The 25,771-nt window shown below is 60.6% G+C and carries 25 protein-coding genes; 11 read left to right on the top strand and 14 right to left on the bottom strand.

The genetic code is table 11. The features are described from left to right. Positions 1 to 75 precede the first annotated feature (75 nt). On the top strand, positions 76 to 1,683 hold the full coding sequence (locus tag LOY70_RS01510; protein WP_265032693.1) for a methyl-accepting chemotaxis protein: 1,608 nt from the start codon (positions 76 to 78) through the stop codon (positions 1,681 to 1,683). 134 nt (positions 1,684 to 1,817) lie between these two features. On the opposite strand, the gene LOY70_RS01505 is transcribed toward LOY70_RS01510, so the two are convergent. Both LOY70_RS01505 and LOY70_RS01500 read right to left on the bottom strand, forming a co-directional pair. Next, positions 1,818 to 2,495 (bottom strand): RES family NAD+ phosphorylase, encoded by a 678-nt coding sequence (locus tag LOY70_RS01505; RefSeq protein WP_265032691.1) that lies wholly within the window; start codon positions 2,493 to 2,495, stop codon positions 1,818 to 1,820. After that, the gene (locus LOY70_RS01500; RefSeq protein WP_025211318.1) at positions 2,495 to 2,905 is read right to left on the bottom strand and encodes an MbcA/ParS/Xre antitoxin family protein; all 411 of its coding nucleotides are present in this window, start codon (positions 2,903 to 2,905) and stop codon (positions 2,495 to 2,497) included. Before LOY70_RS01500 ends, LOY70_RS01505 begins: the two co-directional genes overlap by 1 nt. Before the next feature lie 348 nt (positions 2,906 to 3,253). Between LOY70_RS01500 and LOY70_RS01495 the strand changes: the two genes are divergently transcribed. Further along, on the top strand, positions 3,254 to 4,180 hold the full coding sequence (locus tag LOY70_RS01495; protein WP_265032688.1) for a LysR family transcriptional regulator: 927 nt from the start codon (positions 3,254 to 3,256) through the stop codon (positions 4,178 to 4,180). Here the strand turns inward: LOY70_RS01495 and LOY70_RS01490 are convergent. The 8 genes from LOY70_RS01490 to LOY70_RS01455 form a co-directional block, all read right to left on the bottom strand. After that, positions 4,097 to 4,414 carry an AzlD domain-containing protein gene (locus LOY70_RS01490; protein ID WP_025211316.1) on the bottom strand — a complete coding sequence of 106 codons (318 nt, stop codon included), beginning with the start codon at positions 4,412 to 4,414 and terminating at the stop codon, positions 4,097 to 4,099. The two genes, LOY70_RS01495 and LOY70_RS01490, sit on opposite strands and share 84 nt — an antisense overlap. Continuing rightward, positions 4,393 to 5,106, bottom strand: a complete 714-nt coding sequence (locus tag LOY70_RS01485; RefSeq protein ID WP_265032686.1) for an AzlC family ABC transporter permease — start codon at positions 5,104 to 5,106, stop codon at positions 4,393 to 4,395. Before LOY70_RS01485 ends, LOY70_RS01490 begins: the two co-directional genes overlap by 22 nt. Next, positions 5,103 to 5,540, bottom strand: a complete 438-nt coding sequence (locus LOY70_RS01480; RefSeq protein WP_265032684.1) for a GNAT family N-acetyltransferase — start codon at positions 5,538 to 5,540, stop codon at positions 5,103 to 5,105. The genes LOY70_RS01485 and LOY70_RS01480 overlap by 4 nt, the downstream gene beginning before the upstream one ends. Before the next feature lie 13 nt (positions 5,541 to 5,553). Further along, positions 5,554 to 6,300 carry a 2OG-Fe dioxygenase family protein gene (locus LOY70_RS01475; RefSeq protein WP_265032682.1) on the bottom strand — a complete coding sequence of 249 codons (747 nt, stop codon included), beginning with the start codon at positions 6,298 to 6,300 and terminating at the stop codon, positions 5,554 to 5,556. A gap of 233 nt (positions 6,301 to 6,533) precedes the next feature. Next, positions 6,534 to 7,820 carry an OprD family porin gene (locus LOY70_RS01470; protein ID WP_265032680.1) on the bottom strand — a complete coding sequence of 429 codons (1,287 nt, stop codon included), beginning with the start codon at positions 7,818 to 7,820 and terminating at the stop codon, positions 6,534 to 6,536. A gap of 357 nt (positions 7,821 to 8,177) precedes the next feature. Then, on the bottom strand, positions 8,178 to 8,378 hold the full coding sequence (locus LOY70_RS01465) for a hypothetical protein (protein WP_123414886.1): 201 nt from the start codon (positions 8,376 to 8,378) through the stop codon (positions 8,178 to 8,180). 242 nt (positions 8,379 to 8,620) lie between these two features. Continuing rightward, on the bottom strand, positions 8,621 to 9,727 hold the full coding sequence (aguA, locus tag LOY70_RS01460) for an agmatine deiminase (RefSeq protein WP_265032678.1): 1,107 nt from the start codon (positions 9,725 to 9,727) through the stop codon (positions 8,621 to 8,623). 253 nt (positions 9,728 to 9,980) lie between these two features. Then, on the bottom strand, positions 9,981 to 12,893 hold the full coding sequence (locus LOY70_RS01455) for an aminotransferase (protein ID WP_265032676.1): 2,913 nt from the start codon (positions 12,891 to 12,893) through the stop codon (positions 9,981 to 9,983). A 147-nt stretch (positions 12,894 to 13,040) separates the two neighbouring features. Here LOY70_RS01455 and rfbC point away from each other — a divergent pair, with 147 nt between their 5' ends. From rfbC to LOY70_RS01435, 4 genes are all read left to right on the top strand, one after another. Next, positions 13,041 to 13,589 (top strand): dTDP-4-dehydrorhamnose 3,5-epimerase, encoded by a 549-nt coding sequence (rfbC, locus tag LOY70_RS01450; RefSeq protein ID WP_265032674.1) that lies wholly within the window; start codon positions 13,041 to 13,043, stop codon positions 13,587 to 13,589. A gap of 61 nt (positions 13,590 to 13,650) precedes the next feature. Next, complete coding sequence (locus LOY70_RS01445; protein ID WP_265032672.1) at positions 13,651 to 15,459, top strand: sensor histidine kinase; 1,809 nt, start codon at positions 13,651 to 13,653, stop codon at positions 15,457 to 15,459. Continuing rightward, a complete protein-coding gene (locus LOY70_RS01440; RefSeq protein ID WP_265032671.1) occupies positions 15,456 to 16,847 on the top strand; it encodes a sigma-54-dependent transcriptional regulator in 1,392 nt (463 codons plus the stop codon). The genes LOY70_RS01445 and LOY70_RS01440 overlap by 4 nt, the downstream gene beginning before the upstream one ends. Positions 16,848 to 16,883: 36 nt before the next feature. After that, positions 16,884 to 17,339, top strand: a complete 456-nt coding sequence (locus tag LOY70_RS01435; RefSeq protein WP_265032669.1) for a thioesterase domain-containing protein — start codon at positions 16,884 to 16,886, stop codon at positions 17,337 to 17,339. A 130-nt stretch (positions 17,340 to 17,469) separates the two neighbouring features. Here the strand turns inward: LOY70_RS01435 and cysQ are convergent, their stop codons facing one another. Continuing rightward, a complete protein-coding gene (gene cysQ / locus LOY70_RS01430; RefSeq protein WP_265032667.1) occupies positions 17,470 to 18,297 on the bottom strand; it encodes a 3'(2'),5'-bisphosphate nucleotidase CysQ in 828 nt (275 codons plus the stop codon). Then, on the bottom strand, positions 18,294 to 18,860 hold the full coding sequence (gene nudE / locus LOY70_RS01425; protein WP_265032665.1) for an ADP compounds hydrolase NudE: 567 nt from the start codon (positions 18,858 to 18,860) through the stop codon (positions 18,294 to 18,296). The genes cysQ and nudE overlap by 4 nt, the downstream gene beginning before the upstream one ends. 88 nt (positions 18,861 to 18,948) lie before the next feature. On the opposite strand from nudE, the gene yrfG reads away from it, so the two are divergent. Further along, entirely contained in the window at positions 18,949 to 19,611 is a 663-nt protein-coding gene (gene yrfG, locus LOY70_RS01420) for a GMP/IMP nucleotidase (protein WP_265032664.1), read from the top strand. A gap of 146 nt (positions 19,612 to 19,757) precedes the next feature. On the opposite strand, the gene lysM is transcribed toward yrfG, so the two are convergent. After that, the gene (gene lysM, locus LOY70_RS01415) at positions 19,758 to 20,198 is read right to left on the bottom strand and encodes a peptidoglycan-binding protein LysM (RefSeq protein WP_123414877.1); all 441 of its coding nucleotides are present in this window, start codon (positions 20,196 to 20,198) and stop codon (positions 19,758 to 19,760) included. Between the two features lie 134 nt (positions 20,199 to 20,332). Between lysM and LOY70_RS01410 the strand changes: the two genes are divergently transcribed. From LOY70_RS01410 to LOY70_RS01395, 4 genes are all read left to right on the top strand, one after another. After that, a complete protein-coding gene (locus tag LOY70_RS01410; protein WP_123345583.1) occupies positions 20,333 to 21,220 on the top strand; it encodes a LysR family transcriptional regulator in 888 nt (295 codons plus the stop codon). A 93-nt stretch (positions 21,221 to 21,313) separates the two neighbouring features. Then, on the top strand, positions 21,314 to 22,153 hold the full coding sequence (gene fdhD / locus LOY70_RS01405) for a formate dehydrogenase accessory sulfurtransferase FdhD (RefSeq protein WP_265032661.1): 840 nt from the start codon (positions 21,314 to 21,316) through the stop codon (positions 22,151 to 22,153). Continuing rightward, the gene (locus tag LOY70_RS01400; RefSeq protein ID WP_265032660.1) at positions 22,150 to 24,498 is read left to right on the top strand and encodes an FdhF/YdeP family oxidoreductase; all 2,349 of its coding nucleotides are present in this window, start codon (positions 22,150 to 22,152) and stop codon (positions 24,496 to 24,498) included. Before fdhD ends, LOY70_RS01400 begins: the two co-directional genes overlap by 4 nt. A gap of 245 nt (positions 24,499 to 24,743) precedes the next feature. Further along, on the top strand, positions 24,744 to 25,220 hold the full coding sequence (locus LOY70_RS01395) for a glycine zipper domain-containing protein (RefSeq protein WP_265032658.1): 477 nt from the start codon (positions 24,744 to 24,746) through the stop codon (positions 25,218 to 25,220). A gap of 85 nt (positions 25,221 to 25,305) precedes the next feature. Here LOY70_RS01395 and LOY70_RS01390 read toward each other — a convergent pair whose 3' ends face one another. Then, positions 25,306 to 25,725: an acyl-CoA thioesterase gene (locus tag LOY70_RS01390; protein ID WP_025211293.1), complete on the bottom strand. Its 420-nt coding sequence runs from the start codon at positions 25,723 to 25,725 to the stop codon at positions 25,306 to 25,308. Positions 25,726 to 25,771 lie beyond the last annotated feature (46 nt).

The raw sequence follows: 25,771 nt of genomic DNA, 5'->3' as shown, positions 1-25,771 counted from the left end.
AGCGATGCCTGTCCCAAGGCTCTGCCGGCACTCGACTACACTTGCCCAGACATCCCCGCTCCAGGAGCAGTAGCGATGAAGATCCGCACCAAGATCATAGGCTCGGGGTTTGTCAGCCTTTTCTTTACCCTTTTGCTCGGTGGCATCGGGGTGTGGGGTTATCACTCCATGACCGAGGCCCTGGTGCAGAACGAGACCAGTATTTCGGCCATGCGCAAGCACATGGAGGCGGACATGATGCACGACGCCATTCGTGCCGATGTGTTGGCTGCGTTGCTGGTGGCGCCGGGGGATACTCAGGCGGCCAAAGAGGTGACGGAGGCGTTCGACGAGCATACGCAGCGAATGCGCAAGGTCATCGCCGAGAACGCCGAGGCAAAGTTGCCGAAGGAGGTCGCCCAGGCGATTGTCGAGTTGAAGCCACAGGTTGAAACCTACATCGATAAAGCGAAGCAGGTGATCGCCAAGGCCCTGAGCGGGGCTCAGGATGGTCGGGCATTGCGGGCGGAGTTCGACACGGCGTTTTCGGCGCTGGAAGAGCGTAACGAGGCGGTCAGTGAGCTGATTGAAAACCAGGCGCAATCGTCTCGCGAGCATCAGGACAGCAGTATTCAAACGTCGCAGACCTGGCTGATCCTTACATTGTTGGCCACGTGTGTGGCGTTGGTATTGTTGTCGTGGAGTTTGCTCAAGGCGGTGCTCACGCCACTGAATAAAATCATCCTCAATACCCAGGCGATTTCCCAAGGGGATTTGCAGCGGTCGATGGGCGCGCATGGCAAAGACGAACTGGGTCAATTGCAAAGCGTGATCGAGCAGATGCAAGCCAATTTGCGGCAGATGATCGCCACCATCCGTAACCAAAGCGATGAGCTGCATGGCACGTCCCGGACCTTGGGCGATACGGCACGGCACATTGTTTCCAGCGCCGATCAGCAGGCGCATAGCGCCACCAGCATGGCGGCGAGCATGGAGCAGATGATGGCGAACATCAGCCAGATCCATCAGCACGCCGACAGCGCACGGGCGATTTCGGCGCAGTCCGAGCAACTGGCGAGCAGCGGTGGCCAAGTGATTCTCGGGGTGGTGGAAGGCATGAACCGGATCGCCGAGGTGGTCAACCAGTCCTCCGGCAAGATCACGGCGCTGGACGCGTCTTCGGAAGACATTCATTCCATCATCCAGGTGATCAAGAGCATCGCCGAACAGACCAACTTGCTGGCCCTCAACGCCGCCATCGAAGCCGCTCGCGCTGGCGAGGCGGGCCGTGGCTTTGCGGTGGTGGCGGACGAAGTGCGCAACCTGGCGGCACGTACCACCCAGTCGACCCAGGAAATCACCGCGATGATCGAGCGCATCCAATCCAGCGCACGGGATGCGGTGGCGAATATGCAGGCTTGTGTCAGCCGGGTGGATGAAGGCGTGGACCTGGCCCAGCAGGCCGGGGTATCCATCAGCGAAATCCGCACCGGCGCCCGGCATGCCGCTGAAGTGGTGGAGGAAATTTCCCAGACCATTGCCGAGCAATCGAAGGCCAGTGATGAGATGGCTAAGCGGGTAGAGTCGATTGCCGAGCAATCCCGGGAAAACACTCGCTCGATTCACAACCTGACGCAAACGGCGGATCAACTCAACGACGCGGCGGGCTCGATGCAGGCTTCGGTGCAGCAGTTCAAGATTTGATGATCGTTCCCACGCTCCGCGTGGGAATGCCGCCGGGGACGCTCTGCGTTCCGCATGGTGACGCAGAGCGTCACGGGATGCATTCCCCACGGGGGAGCGTGGGAACGATCAATCCGCGCTAGCAAAAGTCCTGCTCACACCTGACTCACCTCAAACACAAACGAAATCTCCCGCTTCTGGGCGTTCCAGACATACCGGATATGTTTGCCCTGCACCGGCACCGACACCGCTGGCGGGCGAAACGCGGCAACGCATTCGTGGCCGGGCAGGCGGACGCTGTTGTACAGCAGCCCCCAGGACAAGGTTTCCCGCAGCTGCCGGGCGAACACCTGGGACGGGCCGTAGGCGGTGGGGTCCGGGTTGTGGAGGTGCGGGTAGTCGTGGCGGACGTCGTGCAAGGGTTTGACGACTTTGTTGACGTAGGTGCGCATGGTCAATTCCAGGTCCGGCTCGTTGGTCGCCCCGAGAAATCGGGCCTGGTGATAACAGGTCTCGGCGATGGCGGCTTCCTGGCTGCTGGCCGCGTAGTAGACGCCGAAGGTGCCGTCGCTGAAACGGCTGCTTTTGCCGATGTGGGTAAACGCCGCCATGACAGGTGAGGAGCCGGGCCCGGAAATACGGTCCTCGGGGCGAACCCGGGACAGCACGCCGGCCTCTTCCATCAATCGATCATTGGTCAGCGCTTCCAGGGCATAGGCCGTGGGCAAATCCTCAGGATCGAGTACGTCTTCGAACAGCGAGATCGGCGGAAAGCTGCTGTTGACGATCCGATAGGCCCGCTTCCATTGCGGGTCAGCCAAGGGGGGCATCATCAACCACGCACTCCGTCGAGGTAGCGGCGCACGTCGGCAATGTCCACCACTCGTCCGGCCAGCATGTAGGACAGTGCCGACTGGCCGTTGAAGGGTGCCGCGGTGTTGGGGCTGCTGACCCACTGGTACGCACGGTCCCGGCTGTTGCTGAAGATGATGCTCAGCGCCTTGTGAATGCCCATGAGGTAGGAAATCCGCTCCAGCGTATCGCGAGGCAACCTGACATTTTCCGGCAGCTGTTTGTATTTGTAGAAGGTCGTGTTTCCCACCTTGCCCAGCAATATGCGCTGCTGCTCGACGCTGCAGCCCCAGAGCTCCATGAGGTTGAAGAAAAACTTCAACGCGACTCGACCCGCGTCCGGGGAGTCCAATTGTTGCTGTGCGTTGAGGTTGATCGATGAAGTAGCCATGGGTTTGGGCTCCTTTGTAGCGGGGTGATGCGTAGAGGATAGTACAGATATGGATATTTTTTAATATTTAATTCGCAAGCGAACTAATAGAGCTGATATTTCAATCCCCCTACACCCTCACTTGAAGTTCGGCTTGTTTTGCCGAATACGATGCTACTCGCCGATCCCTGTCAGCATCGACTGGGCAAAACCCTCAAATCCCGCATAAGCTCCAACCATCGCTTGTCGGCGCTTTTCAGCACAAATTCGCGACAACCGTGGCAAGGTGCATGATGATAGCCAGCGTGCACTGCCTGGCCCGACCAGGCACAACAATAGCGAGCCCACTTATGCAGAGGGCATTACCCTATGGATAGCAGAATTCTACGCAACCTCATGCGCATCGTGCAGACCGGCTCGTTGTCGGCGGCTGCCGAGCATTCGTGCCTCACGGTGCAGGCATTGGCGGCGCAGTTGAACAAGGTCGAGGAACAGTTCGGTTTCCGACTGTTCCGACGCTCGAACAAGGGCCTGACGTTGACGAGCCAGGGCTCGGAACTGACCCCTTTTATGGATCAGGTGCTGGTGGCCACGCGACAGCTGGAAGAGAAAGTCGCGGCACTCAAGACGCCCCGGCAGCGCACGCTGAAAGCGGCGCTCAATACCACCCTGCCAGCGGAGTTCAATCGGCGGATGATCGATCGCTTGATCGCTGTGTTCCCCCAGTATCAGTTGGAGTTCAGTTACGCCGAGTCGATGGAAAACTTGAGCAAGCTCAAGAACGAAGATTTTGACCTGGCGATCCTGATCGGAACACAGCAGAGCGGTTTTTCCAGTATCACCATGCCAGACGTGCAGGTGCGGGTCGTCGGTGCCCATTGTGGCGATGAGGACGATTCCCTCGGTTTGCTCGGCGACAAGTTTCAGGTGCGTCCGGCAGAAGAGTGCCCCTATTCCCACAGCTTCCTTCGTTTTCTCGACGCTGGCCTGGGCGAATACGGCTCGAGCCAACGGATGGTGTATTCCTGCAGTGAAACGCTGACGCTGTCGTTGATCAGCCAGCTCGATGGCCTGGGGCTGGTGTCCCGTGAAGCGGCGCTGCGCAACGGTCTGGCGATTTTCCCTGACTTCGAGGACTTCCTCGAAGTCCGCCTGGCGGTGAACAATCCGGAACTGTCCGGCCAGGCGCTGCACGATGTGGTAGACCTGACGCTACAGGAACGAACCGAGCGCGATGTACGCCGCCGTGCCCACCGCCACACTGAGAAACAGATTGCGGCTGAAATACGCACATAACAGCGTCGGAATCGCGGCATAAAATTCCGGGCGATCGAGTTGTATCTGCTGATCCTTGATCAACAGTGGGGTGAGGCTGATGGCAGCCACGATCGCCACCGGCAGGTACTCCAAGGCGCGAGCGACGAAAGGCGGCCAGTTTTCGGTGTTGACCTGCAACGGCAGGGCACGAGGCAGGAACGTCACGGCCATCATCAGCACGACGACCAGGATCAGGAACGTTTGGTCAGGCATACGCCCACCCCGCAGCCAACGAACGTGGCGATGAACACATTGAACGGCGAACTGCCCATCAGGCTCAGCGCCCCCATGCAGACGACAGCCGCCAGGGCCGCGATCAACTTGTTACGGGTGTTGCACAACGAAACCAGCACGTAGAGCATCATTGCCGTCAGGGCATAATCGAGCTGGTACTTGATCAGGTGCGCCGCGTATTGCGCGCACACGGCCCCCAGCAAACCGCCGAGTACCCATGAAGTGTGGCAAAACAGGTTGAAGCCGATCAGGTAACGCACACTTACCGGCGCGCCGCTGCCGAGCTTGACGCTGTGAAAGGCAAATGACTCATCCGTGAGCCCCGCCGCGTAGCACCAGCGCTCGAAACGACTGAGCCCCAGCGCCCGCAAAGCCTTGGCCATATAGACCGACATCAGCATGTGCCGCGCATTGATCAAGAACGTGGTGAGCACGATGGTGGTCAACGAGGCGCCACTGGAGATCAACGCCAACGCCGCGAATTGCGAAGCGCCGGCATAGACGAACAGGCACATCGCCACGGGCAACCACAAGGGCAACCCGGCGTTGACCGCCATCAGACCGAACACAAACGAAACCGTGAAATAACCCGCTACCACCGGACTGGCTTCAGCAAAGGTACGCGAGGCTTGTGGTTCGACCGCCAGCGGCTGGCTGGAAGTCTTGTTCATAAATCCCTCTCGAAAGTGATTTCACCCCGAGGCTCACAGAACCCCTGGGCAGCCCAGAAACGCTTGCCGGCCAGGTTAGCATCGTCGACGAACAGGAACATGCGCAACACGCCCACCCGTTTCATGTCGGCCGAAGCCGCTTCCACCAGGCGCTGGCCCAAGCCGCGGGTGCGATGCGCCGGGCTGACGGCCAGGTGATTGATCGTGCCGCGGGTGCCAAGCATGCCACCGATGACCGCACCGACCACTTCGCCACAGGCATCGATGGCCAGGTATGCAGTGGTGGTGTCCTGCAACAATACACCCCGCAAGAAACGGGCATCCTGCCATTCGCAGAACGACACCTCGTTGAATCCGCGAAAAAACTGCTCCAGTCGTTCGGAATCCTTGACCAAGGCCCGGCGCAACAGAACCTGCTGCACCGAGTCGTCCATGGGTTCGATCCGTTCAGCGAACAATGTCGAAAGCGGTCCCGGGCCGCGAGAAGGAAATGGCCAGGATTTGCCGGAATGCCATTTCATGGGCGTGAACGTTGCGCGCCGTCGTCACGTAATGGCGCATGTCGCGATCGAGGAAGAACGTGGTATCGAGGATGTCCTCGTAGGTCGTCGCCGCCAGCTGTTCTTCCTGGGCGGTGTACAAACGGCTCTCGGCACCCACCACATTATGGCGGCCCCAGAAGTGCACGCCGCTGAACGGATAGCCGTCGCAATGAATGCCTTCCGGGGTGATTTCCAGCTGCTTGCCCGGTTTGATCTCGATGCGGATCTGATGGATCTGGCACTGCCAGATTTCATCGTGCAGTTCCTGCGGAAGGACGTTCTTGTAAACCTCGAAGTCCGTGTCGATCAGGCTGCGCATCACGGGCGAGTTGATCACTTCGTTGGAGAAGTCCTGGAAGTGCCGCTCCAGTCCGCCAACATAACTGTTGTTGGCCTTGGACTGAACGTAGGCTCGGTGCTCGAGCTGCTTGAGCTCACGGGTCGTGGGGTTGTATTCGAAGTCGCTGTAGCGGCGAAAACGCATGCCTGACTCGGCCTGGCCGTAGTAACTGTCGGGCTCCATGTTTTCCCAGCTTTTGGTCAGCCGGACAAAGTCGCCGAAATGACCGTAGAGGTTGAAGTCTCCACCGCGGACGTTGACGTATTTGTCACGTCGTAGCGCTTCGCCCACTTCCTTGTTCAGAACGATCATTTTTTATAGGTCTCCACTGCGTTGAGCGGCCTAATCTAGTAGGTCCAGGATTTACGTCCATGAGAAAGAATTTGAGGCATTTCAAGCCGTGCTTGAAACGGTGGATGAAGCGCAATTAGTACGAATTTTTTCCGCAAAAAAAGCTGGTTTCAACGGTATTTGTGACCTTAAAAGCCAAAAACCCCCGAGCTTGCGCTCGGGGGTTTCATCAGGCGCTCATCACGCGATCAGGATCAGAAGACGCTGATCGGATAATCCACGAACACCCGCACTTCGTTGCCACTGACGTTGTACTCGCTGGATTTCTGCGACACACGCAGGATCGAGCTGCGCAACCTTACGCTCAAGTCCTTGGCCGGGCCGCCCTGGACCACGTACTTGAACTGGTTGAAGATCTCGCGCTCGGTGCCGCCTTCGCTGGTGGACGTGGTGATGTTATCGCCACGCACGTAAGCGACGTTATAGGTCAGGCCCGGTACACCGAAGGTGGTGAAATCCAGGCCGTAGCCCAGCTGCCAGCTGCGTTCGTCTTCAGCGTTGAAGTCGGACCAGTAGGAGTTGGCCAGGTAGATCGTGTTACCACCGTCACCCACACGATTCTGCCCGCGCTGATAACCGCCGTAGGCGTAGCCCAGGTTGCTGTCGCCGGTACTGCGCTGGTGGGCCAGCGTAAAGCTGTGCGCACCCGTGGCGAAGGTGGCAGCCAGGCTCCAGATCTTGTTGTCGTCGCCGGTGACGTTGTTTTCGCGAACGTAGCCGTTATCCAGCTTGGTGCGATAACCGTTGAAATCCAGGGTCAGGGACTGATCCTTGGCCAGCGCAAACACATAGTTGGCGTTCACGTATTGCTTCTTCAATACGTCCTCGACATCCGAGGCGTAGAGCGAAGCCTTGAACTGCTCGGTGAACTGATAGCTGCCGCCCAATACGTTGATCGACTTCAGGCCACCGCTGTCACGGCCTTCGGCGCTTTTGCGCGATTCGGCGGTGAAACGACCAGCGTTCAGTTCCAGGCCCTTGATCTCTTTGGAAGTGATCAGCGTGCCGGTGTAGCTTTCCGGCAGCAGGCGCGAGTTGTCATAGCTCAGCACCGGCAGGGCCGGCATCTGGTCACCGTAGGCCAGCACCGTATTAGAGACACGGAACTTGACCGCTGCGCCAAACTTGGACAGGTCATCGGCCGCGTTGCCGCTGTCGCCTTGCTTGAAGAAGTCGATGCCTTGTGCCCCCGAGCGACCCTTGCCGCCGTCCAGACGCAGCGCGTACAGGCCAAAGGCATCCACGCCCACACCCACGGTGCCCTGGGTGAAGCCGGACGAGAACGTCCCGATGGCCGCCTGGCCCCATTCGGCTTTGTCCTGATTGCCATCTTTGTAGTCGCGGTTCATGTAGGCGTTGCGTAACAGCACTTTCAGGCTGCTGTCTTCAACGAACCCCTTGGACTCGGCCTGGTCGCTGGCCATGGCGTGTGTTGTGCTAAAAATCCCCAGTGCGATCAAACCAATGCGCTTGTTCAACATGTTTATTTTTCCTTGTAAGGGTTGATACGCACTGCGACTGGCAGCCGAAATGGCGCTTTTGCGCTCTTTTTCGGACTCTTGCTCCTGAAATAATGAAAAGGCCCGCCCACGGGTGATCGTGTCGGGCCTTTTTATTATTTAAGAGTCATGGCTGTTAGCCACAGGCGTGGACAAATCCTAGTCGCGCCCTCAACAGCGTGTCAATTTCATGAATCGTCTGGGATTAGGCGAAAAACGTCTAAAAAACTATCGCGAGCGAGCTCGCTTCCATAAAAGCTTGTGTGAACTTGAAATCCAGCGGGGCAAAAAAAAAAGCGCTGCCCTCCCGGCCAGCGCTTTTTATCAATCCGTCGAATTCTATCCTTGCATCACATCCCACAACGCTTCCAGCTCTGCCTCGCTGAACAGCCCAGCGGGGTAGCGCTCAACGATTATCTGGCGCGGATCAGGTTCTCTGATCTGACGCGTTCCGTTGGACTTCAACCACTGCGCCAAGGCTTGAAGCGACTCACCATTAACGGCCAAGGGATGGCATATGCGCTCGCTTATCATATTCATTCCAGCGCCCTCTCCTGGTTGATGAGCGGCCAATTTATCCAAGGTTTATGACAAAACAACTCAGTTCTCTCCCCAGAACTGCTCAACTCCAGATACAAGAGCTATGCCAATGTATCCGTCGCGCCAATAAACAAACGCAAAAAAGCCCGCGCACCAATCGGGCCGCGGGCTTGCCTGGATGGATCCAAAAGTGTCGGTGTAGAGCCGGTGCAGTCGATGTCACCCGGCTGTTACATCACCACTCATTTTGCCCGCGGCGCAGGTTGCTGTTGGGTAAGGCAATGAATATTCCCGCCCCCCAGTAACAGTTCGCGCCCCGGCACCATGACCACTTCATGCTGCGGGAACAGGCTTTGCAGCAGCTCCCTGGCCGGGCCATCCAGCGGATCGTCAAAACTTGGCGCGATGATGCCGCCGTTGACGATCAGGAAGTTCACGTAGGAACCGGCCAGCCGCACGGTCGGATTGCGTTCCTGGGAACCTTCCACCGCATCCACGCCCGCACACTCTTCTTCGGTGGCGTACAACGGCCCCGGAATCGGCATCTTGTGCACTACGAACGGGCGTCCCTTGGCATCGGTGCTGTGTTGCAGCACGTCCATCGCCGCGTGGCAACGGCTGTAGTTCGGATCCTGCGGATCGTCGGTCCAGGCCAGCAATACTTCACCTGGGCGCACGTAGCAGCAGAAGTTATCCACATGGCCGTCGGTTTCGTCATTGAACAGACCGTTCGGCAGCCAGATGATCTTATCTACCGCCAACTGCGCGCTGAGCACCGCCTCGATGTCTTCGCGGCTCAGGTGCGGGTTACGATTGCGGTTGAGCAGGCACTCTTCAGTGGTGATCAGGGTGCCTTCGCCATCGACATGGATCGAACCGCCCTCAAGCACAAAACCTTCGGTGCAATAACGCGGGCTGCGCTCGATCTCGAGGATCTTGCTGGCCACCTGTGAATCACGGTTCCACGGTGCATACAGGCCGCCATCGAAGCCGCCCCAGGCGTTGAAATCCCAATCGACACCGCGCACTTCGCCGCTGTCATTGATCACGAATGTCGGGCCGGTATCACGGACCCAGGCATCGTCGTTGGACATTTCCACCAAGCGGATATTCGGCACGTCGAGGCGCGCCCGGGCGTTTTCGTACTGGGCCGCGGACACCGCAACGGTCACCGGCTCGAACCGGGCGATGGCCTTGGCTAGCGCCACGTGGGCGGCCTGCGCGGGCTTGCCGCCCAGGCGCCAGTTATCCGGACGCTCGGGCCAGATCATCCAGACCTGGGTCTGGGTCGCCCACTCGGCAGGCATGTGGAAACCGTCCGCGCGCGGAGTGCTGTGCAACGTTGTCATGAGTCATCTCCTGGGCGATGGGCAGTGGCAACTTTATAAACGATAAATATCGACTAATAAAGTCAAAAAAACTAAACGCCATCAAAAAATAGCGAAAAACACCGACAAAAATCGATTTAAAAAGCAATGCTAACCCTTGTGGGAGCGAGCTCGCTCGCGATAGCGGTCGTTCAGCCACATTAATACTGGCTTGGACACCGTCATCGCGAGCACGCTCGCTCCCACAGGAGAACAGCTTGACGTTCCAGGTCGATTACAGCCCCTCGTCCAATACCTTCGCCAGCATATCGACGAAGAAGTCCACGCTCTGGCGGCTAGTGACCATCGGCGGCTTGATCTTGAGGATGTTCAGGTAATCACCCGTCGGTTGCATGAAGATCCCCAGCTCCCGCAGGCGATTGCACAGCGCCATGGTTTCTTCGGTGGCCGGCTCCAGGGTGGCGCGGTTGCGGATCAGCTCCACGCCCAGGTAGAACCCGGAGCCATGCACCGCACCGACCAGTGGATACTGGTCGATCAAGGCCTCAAGCCGCGCCTTGAAATGTCCGCCCACCACTTGGGCGTTTTCCCAGAGTTTTTCCTCCTCCATGACATCCAGCACCGCCATGCCAATCCGGCAACTGACCGGGCTGCCACCGGCCGACGAGAAGAAATAGCCCTCGGCCTCCAAGGCCTCGGCGATTTCCCGGCGGGTGATGACCGCTCCCAGCGGCTGGCCGTTGCCCATGCCCTTGGCCATGGTGATGATGTCCGGCACCACGCCTTGCTCTTCAAAGCCCCAGAAAAACTTGCCCATGCGCCCGTAACCAACCTGGACTTCGTCGGCGATGCAGACCCCGCCGCGCTCGCGCACCATGGCGTAGACCTGCTTCAGATACCCGGGCGGCAGCGCGATCCCACCGGCATTGCCATACACCGGCTCGCAGATGAAACCGGCGAGCTGGCGTTTGCTTTCGGCGATTTTCGCCAGGTTGTGTTCGACACTGCGCACATAATCCGGCGCGCTGTCGGGGCCACGGAATTCGCCACGATAGGTATTGGGTGCGGTCACCGGATGCACCCAGTCCGGGCGGCTGCTCAGGGCCTGCGGGTTGTCGGCGATGGAGGTCGACACCGCATCGGCGGCCACCGACCAGCCATGGTAGGCCTCCAGCACACTGAGCATGTCTCGCCCGCCGCTGTAGGCCCAGGCCAGGCGGATCGCCAGGTCGTTGGCCTCGGTGCCGCTGTTGACCAGGAACACGCGGTCCATGTTGGATGGGGCCAACGACAGCAGACGCTCGGAAAACTCGGCAACCGCCGCATAGTGGAAACGTGAATTGGTATTGAGCAGCGACCATTGCCGGGCGGCTACCGCGGCCATGCGCGGATGCCCATGCCCCAGCACCGCGACATTGTTGAGCATGTCGAGGTAGGAGCGCCCCTGCATGTCGATCAAATGGTTGCGCCAGCCGCGCTCGATGCGCGGTGGGTCGACGTAATAGTGCTTCTGGGACCGGGCGAAGCTCGCATCGCGACGGGCCAGCAGCGCCTCGGGATCGATCTCCGGCTCGGCATCGCAAGCCAGCCCCAGCAGCAGCGCCGGTGACGGGCACAACGCCTGCCAGGCCGCGGCCCGGGAAGGTGTGCAGAACAACGGCGGATTCAACTGGGCGCCCCGGCACAACTGGACCGAGAGCGGCCCCTCCACTTCGCCCAACACCTGCCCCTTGACCAGCGCCGCCCCGGAATGCAACGGCGACGTCACGCCCCACAGCCGTACGCTCAGTTGAGCGCTGTCCAGTTGCAGCATGCCGTCGGCGGTCTTGTGCACGACCCCGGCGAACGGTGATTCAAGCGGCGTGCCCCGAGGCACGCTCAGCTCCACGTGCAACGGATAAGTATCCGGTTCAACGGCGCTGTCCGGCCGGGTACGGGACAATCGGTACTGCCCGTAACGGCTGGCCGCCAGGCCGTGAACGCCAGCCGCCTCGCTCAGCAGGCGCCGGTCGATTCCCGGCTGTTCCCAGTTCCCCGCTTCGAAATGCGGGCTCAGCACACCCAGGTCGATCAGGGCGAATTCACGGCCTACCAGGGTCGGCAACAACGGCGCGAAGCCTTCGCTGGCAATGGCTGGCAGGCTGTGGCCGACGGCGGTGAGAATCGCCGTTTCCATCAGTTCGAAAGGCACCGAGTGGGCGACCCGGAAAATTTCCCACTCATGTTCCAGATTGTCGCGGCTGTATTGGTTCTGCGGGTCGATGGCAACCTGCTGTTCACCGCTGAGCACCAGTACGGCGGCGCGCGCGACGATCATTGGCCAAAGCGCCAGCAATTCGTCGCGCTGCAACGGGTTGACTGCGTGATAGGCCTTGATCGCCGGCAATATGAAGAACGGATCACCGTCGGCATGGTGCAGCAGGGCCGCGCAGGTCACCGACAGATCGGTGATGCGCCAGGTGCGGACCAGGTCGCCGAAATCAATGACGCCCTGCAATTGCCACTGACGTTGGGCATCGCGCTGCCAGACCGCGTTGTCATCGGTGATGTCCATGTGGATCGCCTGTACCGGCAGGTTGGCCTTGAGTGGCTGCAAGCGCCGCTCGGCCTGTTGCGCAACGTCGGCGATCAGCGTGCGCCGTTGCTCGTCCTGGATCACCGGCAGCAGATGTTCGATCAACGCATTGGCGTGACGGGCGTCCCATTGCAACGTGCGCTCCAGGCCCGGATGTTCGAACGTCGCCAGGGCCAGGTCAATTTCCGCGCATAAACGTCCCAGCCCGGTTACCAGCTCCGGCACCAGGTGCTTGAGTTGGGTCAGGGACTGACCATCGATGTATTCCAGCAAGCGGACATGAACCGCTTGCCCGCCGACTTCCAGGGTCAACAGGTCCTGCCCGTTGCCTGCGGCGATCACCTGCGGCACCTTTACCGCAGCGTGCCCGGCCAGATGTTTGAGAGCCGCATGCTGGGCCTGCAACTCCTGGATAGCGTACTCACCACGGCAAATCTTCAACACAAACCGCCCGCGCTCGCTGTCGACGCGGTAATTGAGGTCTTGCTGGCTGCCGAGGGGTCGCAGGTCACCGCTGAGTCCATAATTTGCGCGCAACAGCACCAGCGCTTGCTCGGTGCTGATCTGTGGGCTAGGCAAACTGACACGGTGAACCAACGTGGCGAACGGCATACAACGACCCCTTAAGGTGGTTTTATCGGACGTCTATATCGCCACTGAGTCGGGGGATAAGCAACCCCCCTCTACTGAAAGCTCGCGCCATTCGCGACTTTGGGCAAGAATAGGCGCCATCAATTTGTCCGAACTACCGGAGCCCCCATGAATGTAATCGCCACCACCCTGCCTGGTGTCTTGATCATCGAACCCAAGGTATTTGGTGATGAACGCGGCTTTTTTTATGAAAGCTTCAATGCCAAGGCATTCAAAGACGCGACCGGAGTGGACGTTCAGTTTGTGCAGGACAATCACTCCCGCTCGCAAAAGGGTGTATTGCGCGGCTTGCATTATCAGTTGCAAAACACTCAAGGCAAACTGGTCCGTGTCACGGCAGGCGAAGTGCTCGACGTGGCGGTCGACATCCGTCGTAGCTCGCCGCATTTCGGTAAATGGGTTGCCGTACGACTCTCCGCCGGCAATCACCGCCAACTATGGGTACCGCAAGGCTTTGCCCATGGCTTTGTCGTATTGAGCGAGTACGCGGAATTCCTGTACAAAACGACTGACTACTACGATCCGACATCCGAGCGCAGCCTTCTTTGGAATGACCCGCAACTGAACATCGACTGGCAACTGGGGGACATCACACCGCAGCTGTCGGGTAAGGATCAGGCAGCCTCATTGCTCCAGCATGCCGATGTCTTCGCCTGATCGCAGACTCAAACCTTTGTGCTAGGCATAATGCGTCTGTTCCCACAGGCGCCTGATGCTTATGAACTCCACCCTTCCCCGCAGACCCCGTTGGCGCAGCCTGGCATTGCTTGCGCTGTGCCTGGCGCCGTTGTTGTGGCCGCTGGAGCATTTGGCCGAGCGCTATTACCGCAGCGAACTGGCCGGGCAGAACCGCCAGACCCTTGACCTCTATGTCGCCAACCTGTTGGGCACGCTGCACCGCTACGAGGTGCTGCCGCAGATTCTCGCCGACCTGCCGGCCTTGCGCGCGGCGTTGTCGGCCCCGGACGATGGCGTCACCCAAGGCAACGCCAACCGGCTGCTGAAAAATATCAGCGCCCAGACCGGCGCCGAAGTCATGTACCTGATGGACGCCACCGGCAAGACCCTGGCGGCGTCGAACTGGGATAAACACGACAGTTTCGTCGGGCGCAATTTCTCTTTTCGGCCGTACTACATCGAAGCCATGGCCGGACGCCTGGGGCGTTTCTTCGGCTTGGGCACCACATCGGCCAAGCGCGGCTACTTCTTTGCCGCCGCCGTGCGCGACCGCGAGAAAGTCATCGGCGTACTGGTGGTCAAGGTCGACCTGGACCACACCGAAAGCCTGTGGGGCAAGACTCCCGAGCAACTGCTGGTGACCGATCACAACGGCGTGGTCATTCTCACGTCACGGCAGGAATGGCGATTCCGTGCGACCCGTCCCTTGAGTGATGAAGAACGCCAGGCCATCAGCGCCGTGCAACCCTACCCGACCCGAGATCCCAAGCCGTTGAACCTGGACGACAATGCCTGGCTGACCCAGACACAGTCCATCGAAGAGACCGGCTGGAGCGTCAGCATTCTCGCCCCACGCACGCTGATCGACCGGCCGGTGCGCACCGTGGTCGCCATCGGCGGCGCGGCGTTGCTGGTCTTGATGCTGCTGCTCGGGTTGATGATGCAGCGCCGGCGCCATTACCTGGATCGGATCGCTTTCGAAGGCAAGGCTCGCCAAGAGTTGGAAGGCCGGGTGGCCGAACGCACCAGCGACCTGGAAGGGCTTAACCGGCGCTTGAGGCAGGAAGTATTGGAGCGCGAGCAGGCCCAGCAGGAACTGGTCCGCGCCCAGGATGACTTGGTGCAGGCCGGTAAACTGTCGGCCCTGGGCACCATGTCGGCCAGCATCAGCCACGAACTCAACCAGCCGCTGGCGGCGATCCGAAGTTACGCGGAAAACGCCGAGATTTTACTCGACCATCAACGCACCGAGGACGCCCGGGGCAATCTCAAGCTGATCAGCGAACTGACCGGACGCATGGCGTCGATCATCGCCCACCTGCGAGCCTTCGCCCGCCGCGACCGGCATGCCCCGGAAAGCGTTGCCCTGCAACCGGCGCTGGACGATGCCCTGGCGCTGCTCGCCAAGCGCCGGCGCAGCATGGAAGTGGAGCTGATCCGCGACCTGCCGGCCGCCACCTTGTGGGTCGAGGCCGGGGAAACCCGGTTGCGCCAAGTGCTCGGCAATCTGTTGGCCAACGCCCTCGACGCCCTCACCGAAAAAGGCCCGCCGCGCAAACTCTGGCTCAGTGCCCAGGCCACCGAAACCGGCGTCAACCTGTACATCCGCGATAATGGCCCAGGGTTTTGCATGGAGGCCCTCGGCCGTGCCGGCGAACCCTTCTACACCACCAAGACCCGCACTCAGGGTCTTGGCCTGGGGCTGGCGATCTGCGACACCCTGATGCGCGCCTTCGGCGGCGAATTGTCGTTCGCCAACCACAAGGAAGGCGGCGCCCTGATCACCCTGAAGCTGCGCGCCGGCGCCCCCGGAGTGAGCCTGCAACCATCCGAGGACCGAAGTGTATGACCATCGATAACCGGATTGAGGTGGTGCTGATCGACGACGATCCCCACTTGCGTCAGGCCTTGAGCCAGACCCTCGACCTGGCCGGCCTGAAAATCCTGCCGCTGGCCGAGGCCATGGGCCTGGCCGGGCAACTGCCCCGGGATTGGCCGGGGGTGGTGGTCAGCGACATTCGCATGCCCGGCATGGACGGGCTCGAGTTGTTGAACGAACTCCACGCCCAAGACTCAGAGCTGCCCGTGCTGCTGATCACCGGCCACGGCGACGTGCCGCTGGCGGTGCAAGCGATGCGCGCTGGCGCCTATGACTTTCTGGAAAAGCCCTTCGCCAGCGATCATTTGCTCGACAGCGTGCGCCGAGCCTTGGCCTTGCGTCGGCTGGTGCTGGACAACCGCAGTCTGCGCCTGGCCCTCAGTGACCGCCATGAACTCAGCGCCCGCCTGGTGGGCCAGTCGACGCCGATGCTGCGTCTGCGCGAGCAGATCGGCGCACTGGCGGCCACTCGGGCCGACGTGTTGATCCTCGGTGAAACCGGCGCTGGCAAGGAAGTGGTCGCCCGTGCGCTGCACGACCTTTCGAGTCGGCGTAACGGGCCGTTCGTGGCCATCAACGCCGGGGCCCTGGCCGAGTCGGTGGTGGAGAGCGAACTGTTCGGTCACGAACCCGGCGCGTTTACCGGTGCGCAGAAACGTCGCATCGGCAAGTTCGAGTTCGCCAATGGCGGCACGCTGTTTCTCGATGAAATCGAAAGCATGAGCCTGGATGTCCAGGTCAAGCTGCTGCGTCTGCTGCAAGAGCGCATGGTGGAGCGGCTGGGGGGCAATCAACAGATCCCGCTGGACATTCGCATCATCGCCGCCACCAAGGAAGATTTGCGCCAGGCCGCCGATCAAGGGCGTTTTCGCGCCGACCTGTACTACCGCCTGAACGTTGCGCCGCTGCGCATCCCGCCCTTGCGCGAACGGGGTGAAGATGCGCTGATGTTGTTCCAGCATTTCGCCGATGAAGCCAGCGCCCGCCACGGCCTGCCGCCCCACGAGCTGCAACCGGCGCAACGGGCGCTGCTGCTGCGCCATACCTGGCCAGGCAACGTGCGAGAGTTGCAGAACGCTGCCGAACGTTTCGCCTTGGGCCTGGAGCTGGCCCTGGACAACAGCGCCCCGGACGGCACTCCCGGAGCACCGGTGGAACTGGTCAGTGGCGGCTTGAGCGAGCAGGTGGAGAACTTCGAGAAAACCCTGATCGCCGCCGAACTGGCCCGCTCTCACAGTTCGGTACGCAGCCTTGCCGAAGCCTTGGGCATTCCGCGCAAGACCCTGCACGACAAGTTGCGCAAGCATGGGCTGAACTTCGGCGACAGCCATCATGGCCCAGCCGATGAGTCCGATTGAGTGACTGCCACCTTCCTTTCAAACAAGAGGCCCGCGATGAACCGCGACAGTCGTTACCTGGAATCGATCCTGCACCACGACATCCCACTGACGCGGGACATGGGCCTCAAGGTGCTCGATTGGCAAGCCAGACAACTGCGCCTGTTCTTGCCGCTTGCGGCCAACGTCAATCACAAGAGCACCATGTTCGGCGGCAGCCTGTACTGCGGCGCGGTGCTCGGTGGCTGGGGCTGGCTGCACCTGGCCCTGCGCGAAGAAGGCATCGAAGACGGGCACATCGTGATTCAGGAAGGGCAGATCAGTTATCCACTGCCGGTCACCCACGATGCCGCTGTCGTCTGCGATGCGCCTGAGGAAAAGGTCTGGAAACGCTTCCTGGCCACCTACCGGCGCTACGGCCGGGCGCGGGTGGCGTTGCAGACGCGGGTGATGAATGTCGGAAGCGAGGAAGTGGCGGTGCAGTTTGAGGGGCAGTACGTGTTGCACCGCTGACTTTGGAAAACACCGCAAAACCTGTGGCGAGGGGATTCATCCCCGCTGGGGCGCGAAGCGGCCCTGTTTTCCAGGGGCTGCTGCGCAGCCCAACGGGGATAAATCCCCTCGCCACAGGATCGGAGGCGGCTTAAGAGCGGGCGAGCTCCAGTAGCTTGCCCCGCCACGGCGCTTTCGCCGGCAACGCCAGGAACGACGCATTCAACAGCGATTCACGCGGCGGGTAACAGAACGGCTCGCCGCTCAAATCCAACACCTCGCCACCCGCCCCTTCCAGCACGCCTTGGGCGGCGGCGGTGTCCCACTGGGACGTCGGCGCCAGCCGTGGGTAGCAATCCGCCGCGCCTTCGGCCACCAGGCAAAACTTCAACGAACTGCCAATGCTGGTCAACTGCAACTCACCCAGGCTCTCGCTCAAGCCGCCCAACAGGTGTTCCTGCTCGGGGCTGGTATGCCGGCGGCTGGCGACTACGGTGAAGGTTTCGTGCGCAGCCAATACGTTACGCACCGCGATAGGCAAAGGCTCGCTACCCTGGTCGGCACGCCAGGCGCCCAACCCCGCGCCACCGACGTAGAAGCGGCCATTGGTGGGCATCGACACCACGCCAAACACCACCCGGCCCTGCTCGATCAGTGCGATGTTGACGGTGAACTCCTCACTGCCGGAAATGAACTCCTTGGTTCCGTCCAGCGGGTCTACCAGCCACCAACGCTGCCAGCCGGCGCGCACGTCTTGGGGGATATTGGCGTCCTCTTCGGAGAGGATCGGAATATCCGGCGCCAGCGCCGTCAGCCCCGCCACGATCACATCGTGAGCCGCCATGTCCGCAGCAGTCACCGGCGACTCGTCGGCTTTGTGGTTGACCTGCACATTGGCGCGCCAGAACGGCAGGATCACCTCGCCGGCCTTGAGCGCCAGTTCAATCACAGGGGCCATCAGGGGATGGGGGAAGTTCATGACAGGAATGCTCCGCGCTGGGTCAGCAGGTCACGGGCCAGGTACAGCGCCGCCAAGGCACGCCCCTCCGTGAACTGAGGGTTTTGCGCCAGGATAGACAGTTCGCGCAGATTGACCTTGTCCACCCGCATCGGCTCCGGCTCGTCGCCCTCCAGCTGTTCTTCATACAGATCCGTCGCCAGCACCACTTGGATCTTCTGGCTCATGTAGCCGGGGGACAGCGACAGCTCGGTCAGGTGCTCCAATTGGCGCGCGCCAAAACCGGCCTCTTCCTTGAGCTCCCGCTCGGCCGCCGCCAGCACGTCTTCACCCGGCTCGATCAGGCCCTTGGGCAAGGACAGTTCATAGGCGTCGGTACCACCGCAATACTCCTCCACCAACACCGCGTGATCGGCATCGAGCATCGCCACGATCATCACCGCGCCATAGCCTGCGCCCTTGCCCGCCAGACGCTCATAGGTGCGCTCCACACCGTTGGAAAAACGCAATTTCAGTTCTTCCACGCAAAACAAGCGGCTGGTGGCGACGATCCGACGATCGAGTATGGTGGGTTTCTGGCGCATAGACGGCTCCCTGGGCGATAGCGGGCTACTATACCCGGCCTATTCTGATTGTTTGTGTCGGATATCCGATTACCGCTGGAGAAGTTTTATGGCCTTGCTGCCCTGGCATGAGATCGATACGGTTCTGCTGGACATGGACGGCACCTTGCTGGACCTGCATTACGACAACCATTTCTGGATGGAACACCTGCCCCAGCGCTACGCCGAACTGCACGGTGTGAGCCGGGCGATGGCCGAGATGGAGCTACAACCGCTGTTCGAACGCAACGCCGGCCAGTTGCAATGGTACTGCCTGGATTTCTGGAGCACCGAGCTGAAACTGCCGGTGCGCGAACTGAAACTGGAAACTGCGCACCTGATCGCCCTGCGCCCGGACGCCGATACCTTCCTCGCGGCGATCCAGCGAGCCGGCAAGCGGGTGGTGATGATCACCAACGCCCACCGCGACTCGTTGTCCTTGAAACTGGAGCGCATCGAACTGGCGCCGTACTTCGAGCGTTTGATCAGTTCCCACGACTACGGCTTTCCCAAGGAAAATCCGCAGTTCTGGGACGCCCTGCAAGCGGACCTGAACTTCGATCCGGCCCGCAGCCTGTTTATCGACGACACCTTGCCGGTGTTGCGCAGCGCCCGGGATTTCGGCGTCGCGTACCTGCTGGCCGTCAGCGAGCCGGACAGCCGCAAGGGGCCGAAGGACACGGGGGAGTTTGAAGCGTTGGTAGACTACCGAGACTTACTTGTCGGACTATGAAGCCACTGTGGCGAGGGGATTTATCCCCGCTGGGCCGCGAAGCGGCCCCAAACCAACCAACTTAATCTATCTGGCACTCCGAGTTGCCTGATTTTGGGGCTGTTGCACAGCCCAACGGGGATAAATCCCCTCGCCACAACTAGGTGTTACTCGGGAATCCGTAGCACCTGCCCCGGATAAATCTTGTCCGGGTGCGACAACATTGGCTTGTTGGCTTCGAAGATTTTGTTGTACTTGTTCGCGTCGCCGTACTCGGCCTTGGCGATAGCGCTGAGGGTGTCGCCCTTTTTCACGGTCACGAAACGTGCGGCTTTTGCCACCGGACCGGTCACCGTAATCTGATCGTCAACACTGCCTACACCTGCGATATTGCCCACGGCCAGCAGGATTTTTTCCTTCTCTTCCTGACTCCCTACTTCACCAGTGACGATGACTTTATCGCCCTCGATGGTCGCTTGAACATTCGGATTACCCAGGCCAACCTTGCTGATGTGTTCTTTCAACTGCTCGCTGGCATTGGCGTTGCCGGGGGTAAGCAGATCGATCAGTTTTTCGCCTGCTTCCTTCACAAAGCTAAAAAGACTCATGGTGCGCGCTCCTTGGGTTATGTGTCCTGACGCAAAAGACTAGACCAGGCCAGATGAGGCCGGTTCCCAGCCGACCAATGACCCCGCCACGCGCAAGCGCTAGAATCCGAACCTTCCCGCGCTCCGGAGCGAAGATGGACATCAAGCAGCTGAAATTTCTCATCGCGCTCGACGAAACCCGCCACTTCGGCCAGGCCGCCGCACGTTGCCACATCACCCAGCCTACCCTGTCGATGCGCCTGCGCAGCCTTGAAGAAGAACTCGACTTGCCGTTGGTCAACCGCGGCCAGCGCTTTGAAGGCTTTACCGCGCCGGGTGAACGGGTACTGGCGTGGGCGCGCACGGTATTGGCGGCCTATGACGGGCTGCAGGCCGAAGCCGCGGCCTGTCGCGGCAACCTGGTGGGTACGTTGCGCCTGGGGGTGGTGCCATTGTCGGACTTCGACCCGCTGGCGATGATGCAGCGATTGCACACCGAGCATCCCAACCTGCGTTTCGAACTATCGTCCTTGAGCTCCGAGCACGTCCTCGAACAACTGGCGAACAACCGTATCGACCTGGGCATTTCCTACCTCGAACGTCTGGACAACGAGCGTTTCGAGGCCCTGCCATTCAGTCACACGCGCATGGGCCTGCTGTACGACCAGCGCTTTTTCTTTTTCGGTGAGCAACCACTGAGTTGGGAAGCGCTGATTGAACTGCCCCTGGGCATGCTCACCAGCGGCATGCATTTTCGTCAGTCCATCGACCACAACTTCCATAGTCGAGGGCTCACACCTCGACCGTTGTTGCAAACCGACGCGGTTCACCAATTGTTGCAAGCTGTGCACGGCGGGCTGTGTTGCGCGGTGATGCCTCTCAACAACGGGCTGCATATCCTGAACGAAAATCTGCGCATCCAGCCCATCGAAAGCGCGCAAACGCTGGTCCCACTGGGGTTGATCATGCGACGCGGCGCCCCACGTTCGGCGTTGGCAGAGGCTTGTTTTGCCCTTTATCAGAAATCACCAGCAGTATCTTGATCGACGTCATCTATTGAGAGATCAGTAATAGCAATTAGACGTGGCAGATTGCCGCATTTAGTCTTAACACTATTCCTACTTTCAGTGATGCCCATGAACGACAAGCCTCCGGTCAGTCCAGCGCCCGCGATGGAAACATCCGCGCCGGCCGCCAGCCAGAGCTATCGCTACTGCAATCTGGACCACTCCCAATCGGACAGCACCGCGCTGGCCGAGGAAGTAGCGTTGGCGATTGCCTATAACGGCATCAGCCAGGCCGTCATGCTGGTCACCCCCACGGATCTTGAAGACTTCATCGTCGGCTTCAGCCTGGGCAGTGGCATCATCGAAGACCCATCGGACATCTATGACCTGCAACTGAGCGGCGCGGGTTCTGCGCAATATGCCCAGGTAACCATCGCCAACCGCGCCTTCTGGAACCTCAAGCAGCAACGCCGACAGTTGGCGGGTACCAGCGGTTGCGGATTGTGCGGCGTGGAAGCGGTGGAACAGGCCCTGCCCAACCTCAAGGCATTGCCCGGCGCACCGCTGCCACCAGCGCAATGGCTCGATGGGCTGCGTCAACGCATTGGCCAGTTCCAGCCGCTGGGCCAGTTCTGCGGCGCGGTGCACGCGGCACTGTTCATGAACGCCCAGGGCGAACTGCTGCTGGGCCGCGAAGACATTGGCCGGCACAACGCCCTCGACAAGCTGATTGGCGCGCTGATCCGGCAACAGATCCCAGTGACCGGCGGCATGGCGATCGTCACCAGCCGTTGCAGCCTCGAACTGATCCAGAAAGTGCTGCGCGCCGGTATCCAGACCCTGGTCAGTCTGTCGTCGCCCACCGGCCTGGCGGTGCAGTGGGCCCGCCAACACAACCTCAATCTCATCCACCTGCCGCAAAAAAGTGCGCCGCGGGTCTACAGCCCTGCGATGGAGAATCAAGCGTGAGCAAGCATCAACAAGCCGACCAGAAACCCGTACCGCGCTACAAGCCCTACAAGGGCCCGGCCGGTGGCTGGGGTGCGCTGATCAGCGTCGCCCAGGCCTGGCTGACCAGCGACAACGCGCTGAAAAACATCCGCATGATGCTCAAGACCAACCAGAACGGCGGCTTCGATTGCCCGGGCTGTGCCTGGGGTGACTCCCCGGAAAGCGGCATGGTCAAGTTCTGCGAGAACGGCGCCAAGGCGGTGAACTGGGAAGCCACCAAACGCCGCGTCGACGGCGCGTTTTTCGCCAAGCACAGCGTGACTTCGTTACTGGAACAGAGCGACTACTGGCTCGAATACCAGGGACGCCTGACCGAGCCGATGCGCTACGACGCCGAAACCGACCGTTACAAGCCCATCAGTTGGGAAGCGGCGTTTGCCCTGATCGGCAAACACCTGCAGGGGCTTTCCAGCCCGAACCAGGCCGAGTTCTATACCTCGGGCCGGGCCAGCAACGAAGCGGCTTATCTCTATCAACTGTTCGTACGCGCCTACGGCACCAACAACTTCCCCGACTGCTCGAACATGTGCCACGAGGCCAGCGGCGTGGCGCTGTCCCAGAGTGTCGGCGTAGGCAAGGGCACGGTGACCTTCGACGACTTCGAACACGCCGATGCAATTTTCGTCTGGGGCCAAAACCCCGGCACCAACCATCCACGGATGCTCGAGCCGCTGCGCGAGGCGGTGAAACGCGGCGCCCAGGTGGTGTGCATCAACCCGCTCAAGGAGCGGGGCCTGGAACGTTTCCAGCATCCGCAGCACCCGCTCGAAATGCTCACCAACGGGGATAAGCCGACCAATACCGCGTATTTTCGTCCGGCCCTGGGCGGCGACATGGCGATATTGCGGGGCATGGCGAAATTCCTGCTGCAATGGGAGCGTGAAGCGCAGAACGCTGGCACGGCGGCAGTGTTCGATCATGCATTCCTTAACGAACACAGCGTCAACGTGCTGGATTACCTGGCCGTGGTCGACGATACGTCGTGGGAGCAGATCGTCGAGCAATCGGGCTTGCCCCTGGTCGAAATCGAGCAAGCGGCGCGCATGTATGCCAAAAGCAAGAATGTGATCATGTGCTGGGCGATGGGCATCACCCAGCATCGCCATTCAGTAGCGACCATCCAGGAAATCGCCAACCTGATGATGCTGCGCGGCAACATCGGCCGACCAGGCGCCGGCCTGTGCCCGGTACGCGGGCATAGCAACGTGCAGGGCGACCGCACCATGGGTATCAACGAACGTCCGCCAACGGCGTTCCTTGATGCGTTGGAGCGGCGCTTCCAATTCAAGGTGCCACGCGAAAACGGCCACAACGTGGTCGAGGCGATCCACGCCATGGCCAACGGTGAAGCGAAAGTGTTCATCGCCCTGGGTGGCAACTTCGCCCAAGCCACACCGGACAGCCACCGGACCTTTCAGGCACTGTCCAATTGCGACCTGACCGTGCAGATCAGCACCAAGCTCAACCGCAGCCACCTGGCTCACGGTAAAGAGGCCCTGATCCTGCCGTGCCTGGGCCGTACCGATATCGACCTGCAAACCGAAGGCGCGCAAGCGGTGACCGTCGAAGACTCCTTCAGCATGGTCCACGCCTCCATGGGTCAGCTGCAGCCGCTGTCGAACCAGATGCGCTCCGAGCCATGGATCATCGCCGGTATCGCTGCCGCGACGCTGGGCAGCCGCCCGGTGGACTGGAACTGGCTGGTGGCCGACTACAGCCGCATCCGCGACCTGATTGCCGACACCATTCCCGGCTTCAAGAGTTTCAACGAAAAGCTCCAGAATCCTGGTGGCTTTTACCTGGGCAACAGCGCCGGAGCGCGTCGCTGGGCCACCGCGTCGGGCCGCGCCAACTTCAAGCCCAATCTGCTCCCCATCGACCTGGTACATGAACGCACTCGCGCCACCGGTCAGTTGCCCGACCTGATCATGCAGTCGATGCGCTCCCACGATCAGTACAACACCACCATCTATGGCCTGGATGACCGCTATCGCGGCGTGAAGGGCCAGCGTGACGTGCTGTTCGTCAACGAAGCAGACATCATTCGCCTGGGCTTCAAACCGGGGCAGAAGGCCGACATCGTCTCGATCTGGAATGATGGTCGTGAGCGTCGGGTCAAGGGCTTTACCCTGCTGGCGTTCGACATTCCTGCCGGGCAGGCCGCCGCTTACTACCCTGAAGTGAACCCGTTGGTGCCGCTGGAAAGCACCGGCGACGGCAGCCACACGCCCACCTCGAAATTCGTGGCGATCCGCCTGGAAGCCGCGAGCGAGAATGGCCTGATCCTGGCCAAATCGGCCTGAGCCAGTGCCGGGGCAATGAAGCCGGCTTCCTTGCCCCCCCGCTTTTCATACACCCACAAAAAAGGCCGTTTTCCATAGAAAACGGCCTGTCCGAAGTAGCTAAAGACCGGCAAAAACATCTTAAGTTCCTACCGAAAAACAATAACTTATCGAATTGTGCACAAGTCGTGTTACTCGTCGGATTTTGATTGTAACCAAGCGAAGCCAGCCTCAGGATCGCGCCGTCATCCCTTTGAGGCTCCTCTATGAAGTTCTCCTCCATTCTCTTGTTGTCCCTTGGCCTGATCAGTGGCGTCGCTTCTGCTGGCGGCACTGCCGAAGCAGGTGTTGGCGGCGCATTGGGCGGGGTTTTGGGTTCGGTCGTCGGCCAATCCTTGGGCGGCAACACCGGTTCCACCATCGGCGCGGCCCTGGGCGGCGCGGGCGGTAGCGCGGTCGGCGCGGACAAACACAGCCGCGGCGAAGCGGCAATCGGCGGTGCGCTGGGCGCAGCCGGCGGTAACGTGGTCGGTCGTAGCGTGGGCGGTAGCACTGGCAGCCTGATCGGCGCAGCAGCGGGCGGCGGCGCCGGCGGCGCGCTGGGTAACTACATGGGTAAGGACGATGACGACGATCGTCGCTATGACGGTCGCCGTGGGGACCGTCGCTACTACCGTGACGGCCACCCGGGTCGTGGCCATGCCTACGGGCATCGCAAGCATAAACATCGTTATCGCGACTAATCGCTGGCTTTAAATATCAGCGATAAAAGATCGCAGCCTGCGGCAACTCTTCCCAGAGTCTGACCGCAGGCTGCGATTTTTCGTTTCAGACCACCAAGCGCTCCAAAGCCCCCCGCAGCCGATCGGGTATCGCTACAGGCCGATTCGACGCCCGGTCCACGAACACGTGCACAAAGCGCCCGGCCGCGCAGGCCTCCTCCTCGTCCGCCTTGAACACCGCCAGTTCATATTGCACCGAGCTGCTGCCCAGCTTTCCAACCCGCAGGCCGATTTCAATCCGATCCGGAAAAGCGATTGACGCAAAGTAGTCGCAGGCCGAACTCACCACGAAACCCACCACCTCTCCATCATGGATATCCAGGCCACCGACCTCGATCAGATAGGTGTTCACCGCCGTATCGAAAAAGCTGTAGTAGGTGACGTTGTTGACGTGACCGTACACATCGTTGTCATGCCAGCGCGTGGTGATGGCTTGCAGATGTGGGTATTCACTACGTTGGGGCATCAGCTGTCCTTTACGATTGACCATTGGTTTTTGTACGCACGCCAGA

The organism is Pseudomonas sp. B21-054, from assembly GCF_026016345.1.
In the GTDB taxonomy this organism is placed as follows: Bacteria; Pseudomonadota; Gammaproteobacteria; order Pseudomonadales; family Pseudomonadaceae; genus Aquipseudomonas.
This window is presented reverse-complemented; position numbering and strand designations above follow the sequence as displayed.

Bases quoted from the DNA above. Each gene is read 5' to 3' on its own strand.
- LOY70_RS01445 (WP_265032672.1), top strand. From the start codon at position 13,651: ATGAACTCCACCCTTCCCCGCAGACCCCGTTGGCGCAGCCTGGCATTG.
- yrfG (WP_265032664.1), top strand. From the start codon at position 18,949: ATGGCCTTGCTGCCCTGGCATGAGATCGATACGGTTCTGCTGGACATG.
- rfbC (WP_265032674.1), top strand. From the start codon at position 13,041: ATGAATGTAATCGCCACCACCCTGCCTGGTGTCTTGATCATCGAACCC.
- cysQ (WP_265032667.1), bottom strand. From the start codon at position 18,297: ATGAACTTCCCCCATCCCCTGATGGCCCCTGTGATTGAACTGGCGCTC.
- LOY70_RS01440 (WP_265032671.1), top strand. From the start codon at position 15,456: ATGACCATCGATAACCGGATTGAGGTGGTGCTGATCGACGACGATCCC.
- LOY70_RS01410 (WP_123345583.1), top strand. From the start codon at position 20,333: ATGGACATCAAGCAGCTGAAATTTCTCATCGCGCTCGACGAAACCCGC.
- LOY70_RS01490 (WP_025211316.1), bottom strand. From the start codon at position 4,414: ATGCCTGACCAAACGTTCCTGATCCTGGTCGTCGTGCTGATGATGGCC.
- aguA (WP_265032678.1), bottom strand. From the start codon at position 9,727: ATGACAACGTTGCACAGCACTCCGCGCGCGGACGGTTTCCACATGCCT.
- LOY70_RS01390 (WP_025211293.1), bottom strand. From the start codon at position 25,725: ATGCCCCAACGTAGTGAATACCCACATCTGCAAGCCATCACCACGCGC.
- lysM (WP_123414877.1), bottom strand. From the start codon at position 20,198: ATGAGTCTTTTTAGCTTTGTGAAGGAAGCAGGCGAAAAACTGATCGAT.
- LOY70_RS01395 (WP_265032658.1), top strand. From the start codon at position 24,744: ATGAAGTTCTCCTCCATTCTCTTGTTGTCCCTTGGCCTGATCAGTGGC.
- LOY70_RS01435 (WP_265032669.1), top strand. From the start codon at position 16,884: ATGAACCGCGACAGTCGTTACCTGGAATCGATCCTGCACCACGACATC.
- LOY70_RS01465 (WP_123414886.1), bottom strand. From the start codon at position 8,378: ATGAATATGATAAGCGAGCGCATATGCCATCCCTTGGCCGTTAATGGT.
- LOY70_RS01510 (WP_265032693.1), top strand. From the start codon at position 76: ATGAAGATCCGCACCAAGATCATAGGCTCGGGGTTTGTCAGCCTTTTC.
- LOY70_RS01470 (WP_265032680.1), bottom strand. From the start codon at position 7,820: ATGTTGAACAAGCGCATTGGTTTGATCGCACTGGGGATTTTTAGCACA.
- nudE (WP_265032665.1), bottom strand. From the start codon at position 18,860: ATGCGCCAGAAACCCACCATACTCGATCGTCGGATCGTCGCCACCAGC.
- fdhD (WP_265032661.1), top strand. From the start codon at position 21,314: ATGAACGACAAGCCTCCGGTCAGTCCAGCGCCCGCGATGGAAACATCC.
- LOY70_RS01480 (WP_265032684.1), bottom strand. From the start codon at position 5,540: ATGGACGACTCGGTGCAGCAGGTTCTGTTGCGCCGGGCCTTGGTCAAG.
- LOY70_RS01475 (WP_265032682.1), bottom strand. From the start codon at position 6,300: ATGATCGTTCTGAACAAGGAAGTGGGCGAAGCGCTACGACGTGACAAA.
- LOY70_RS01455 (WP_265032676.1), bottom strand. From the start codon at position 12,893: ATGCCGTTCGCCACGTTGGTTCACCGTGTCAGTTTGCCTAGCCCACAG.
- LOY70_RS01500 (WP_025211318.1), bottom strand. From the start codon at position 2,905: ATGGCTACTTCATCGATCAACCTCAACGCACAGCAACAATTGGACTCC.
- LOY70_RS01485 (WP_265032686.1), bottom strand. From the start codon at position 5,106: ATGAACAAGACTTCCAGCCAGCCGCTGGCGGTCGAACCACAAGCCTCG.
- LOY70_RS01495 (WP_265032688.1), top strand. From the start codon at position 3,254: ATGGATAGCAGAATTCTACGCAACCTCATGCGCATCGTGCAGACCGGC.
- LOY70_RS01505 (WP_265032691.1), bottom strand. From the start codon at position 2,495: ATGATGCCCCCCTTGGCTGACCCGCAATGGAAGCGGGCCTATCGGATC.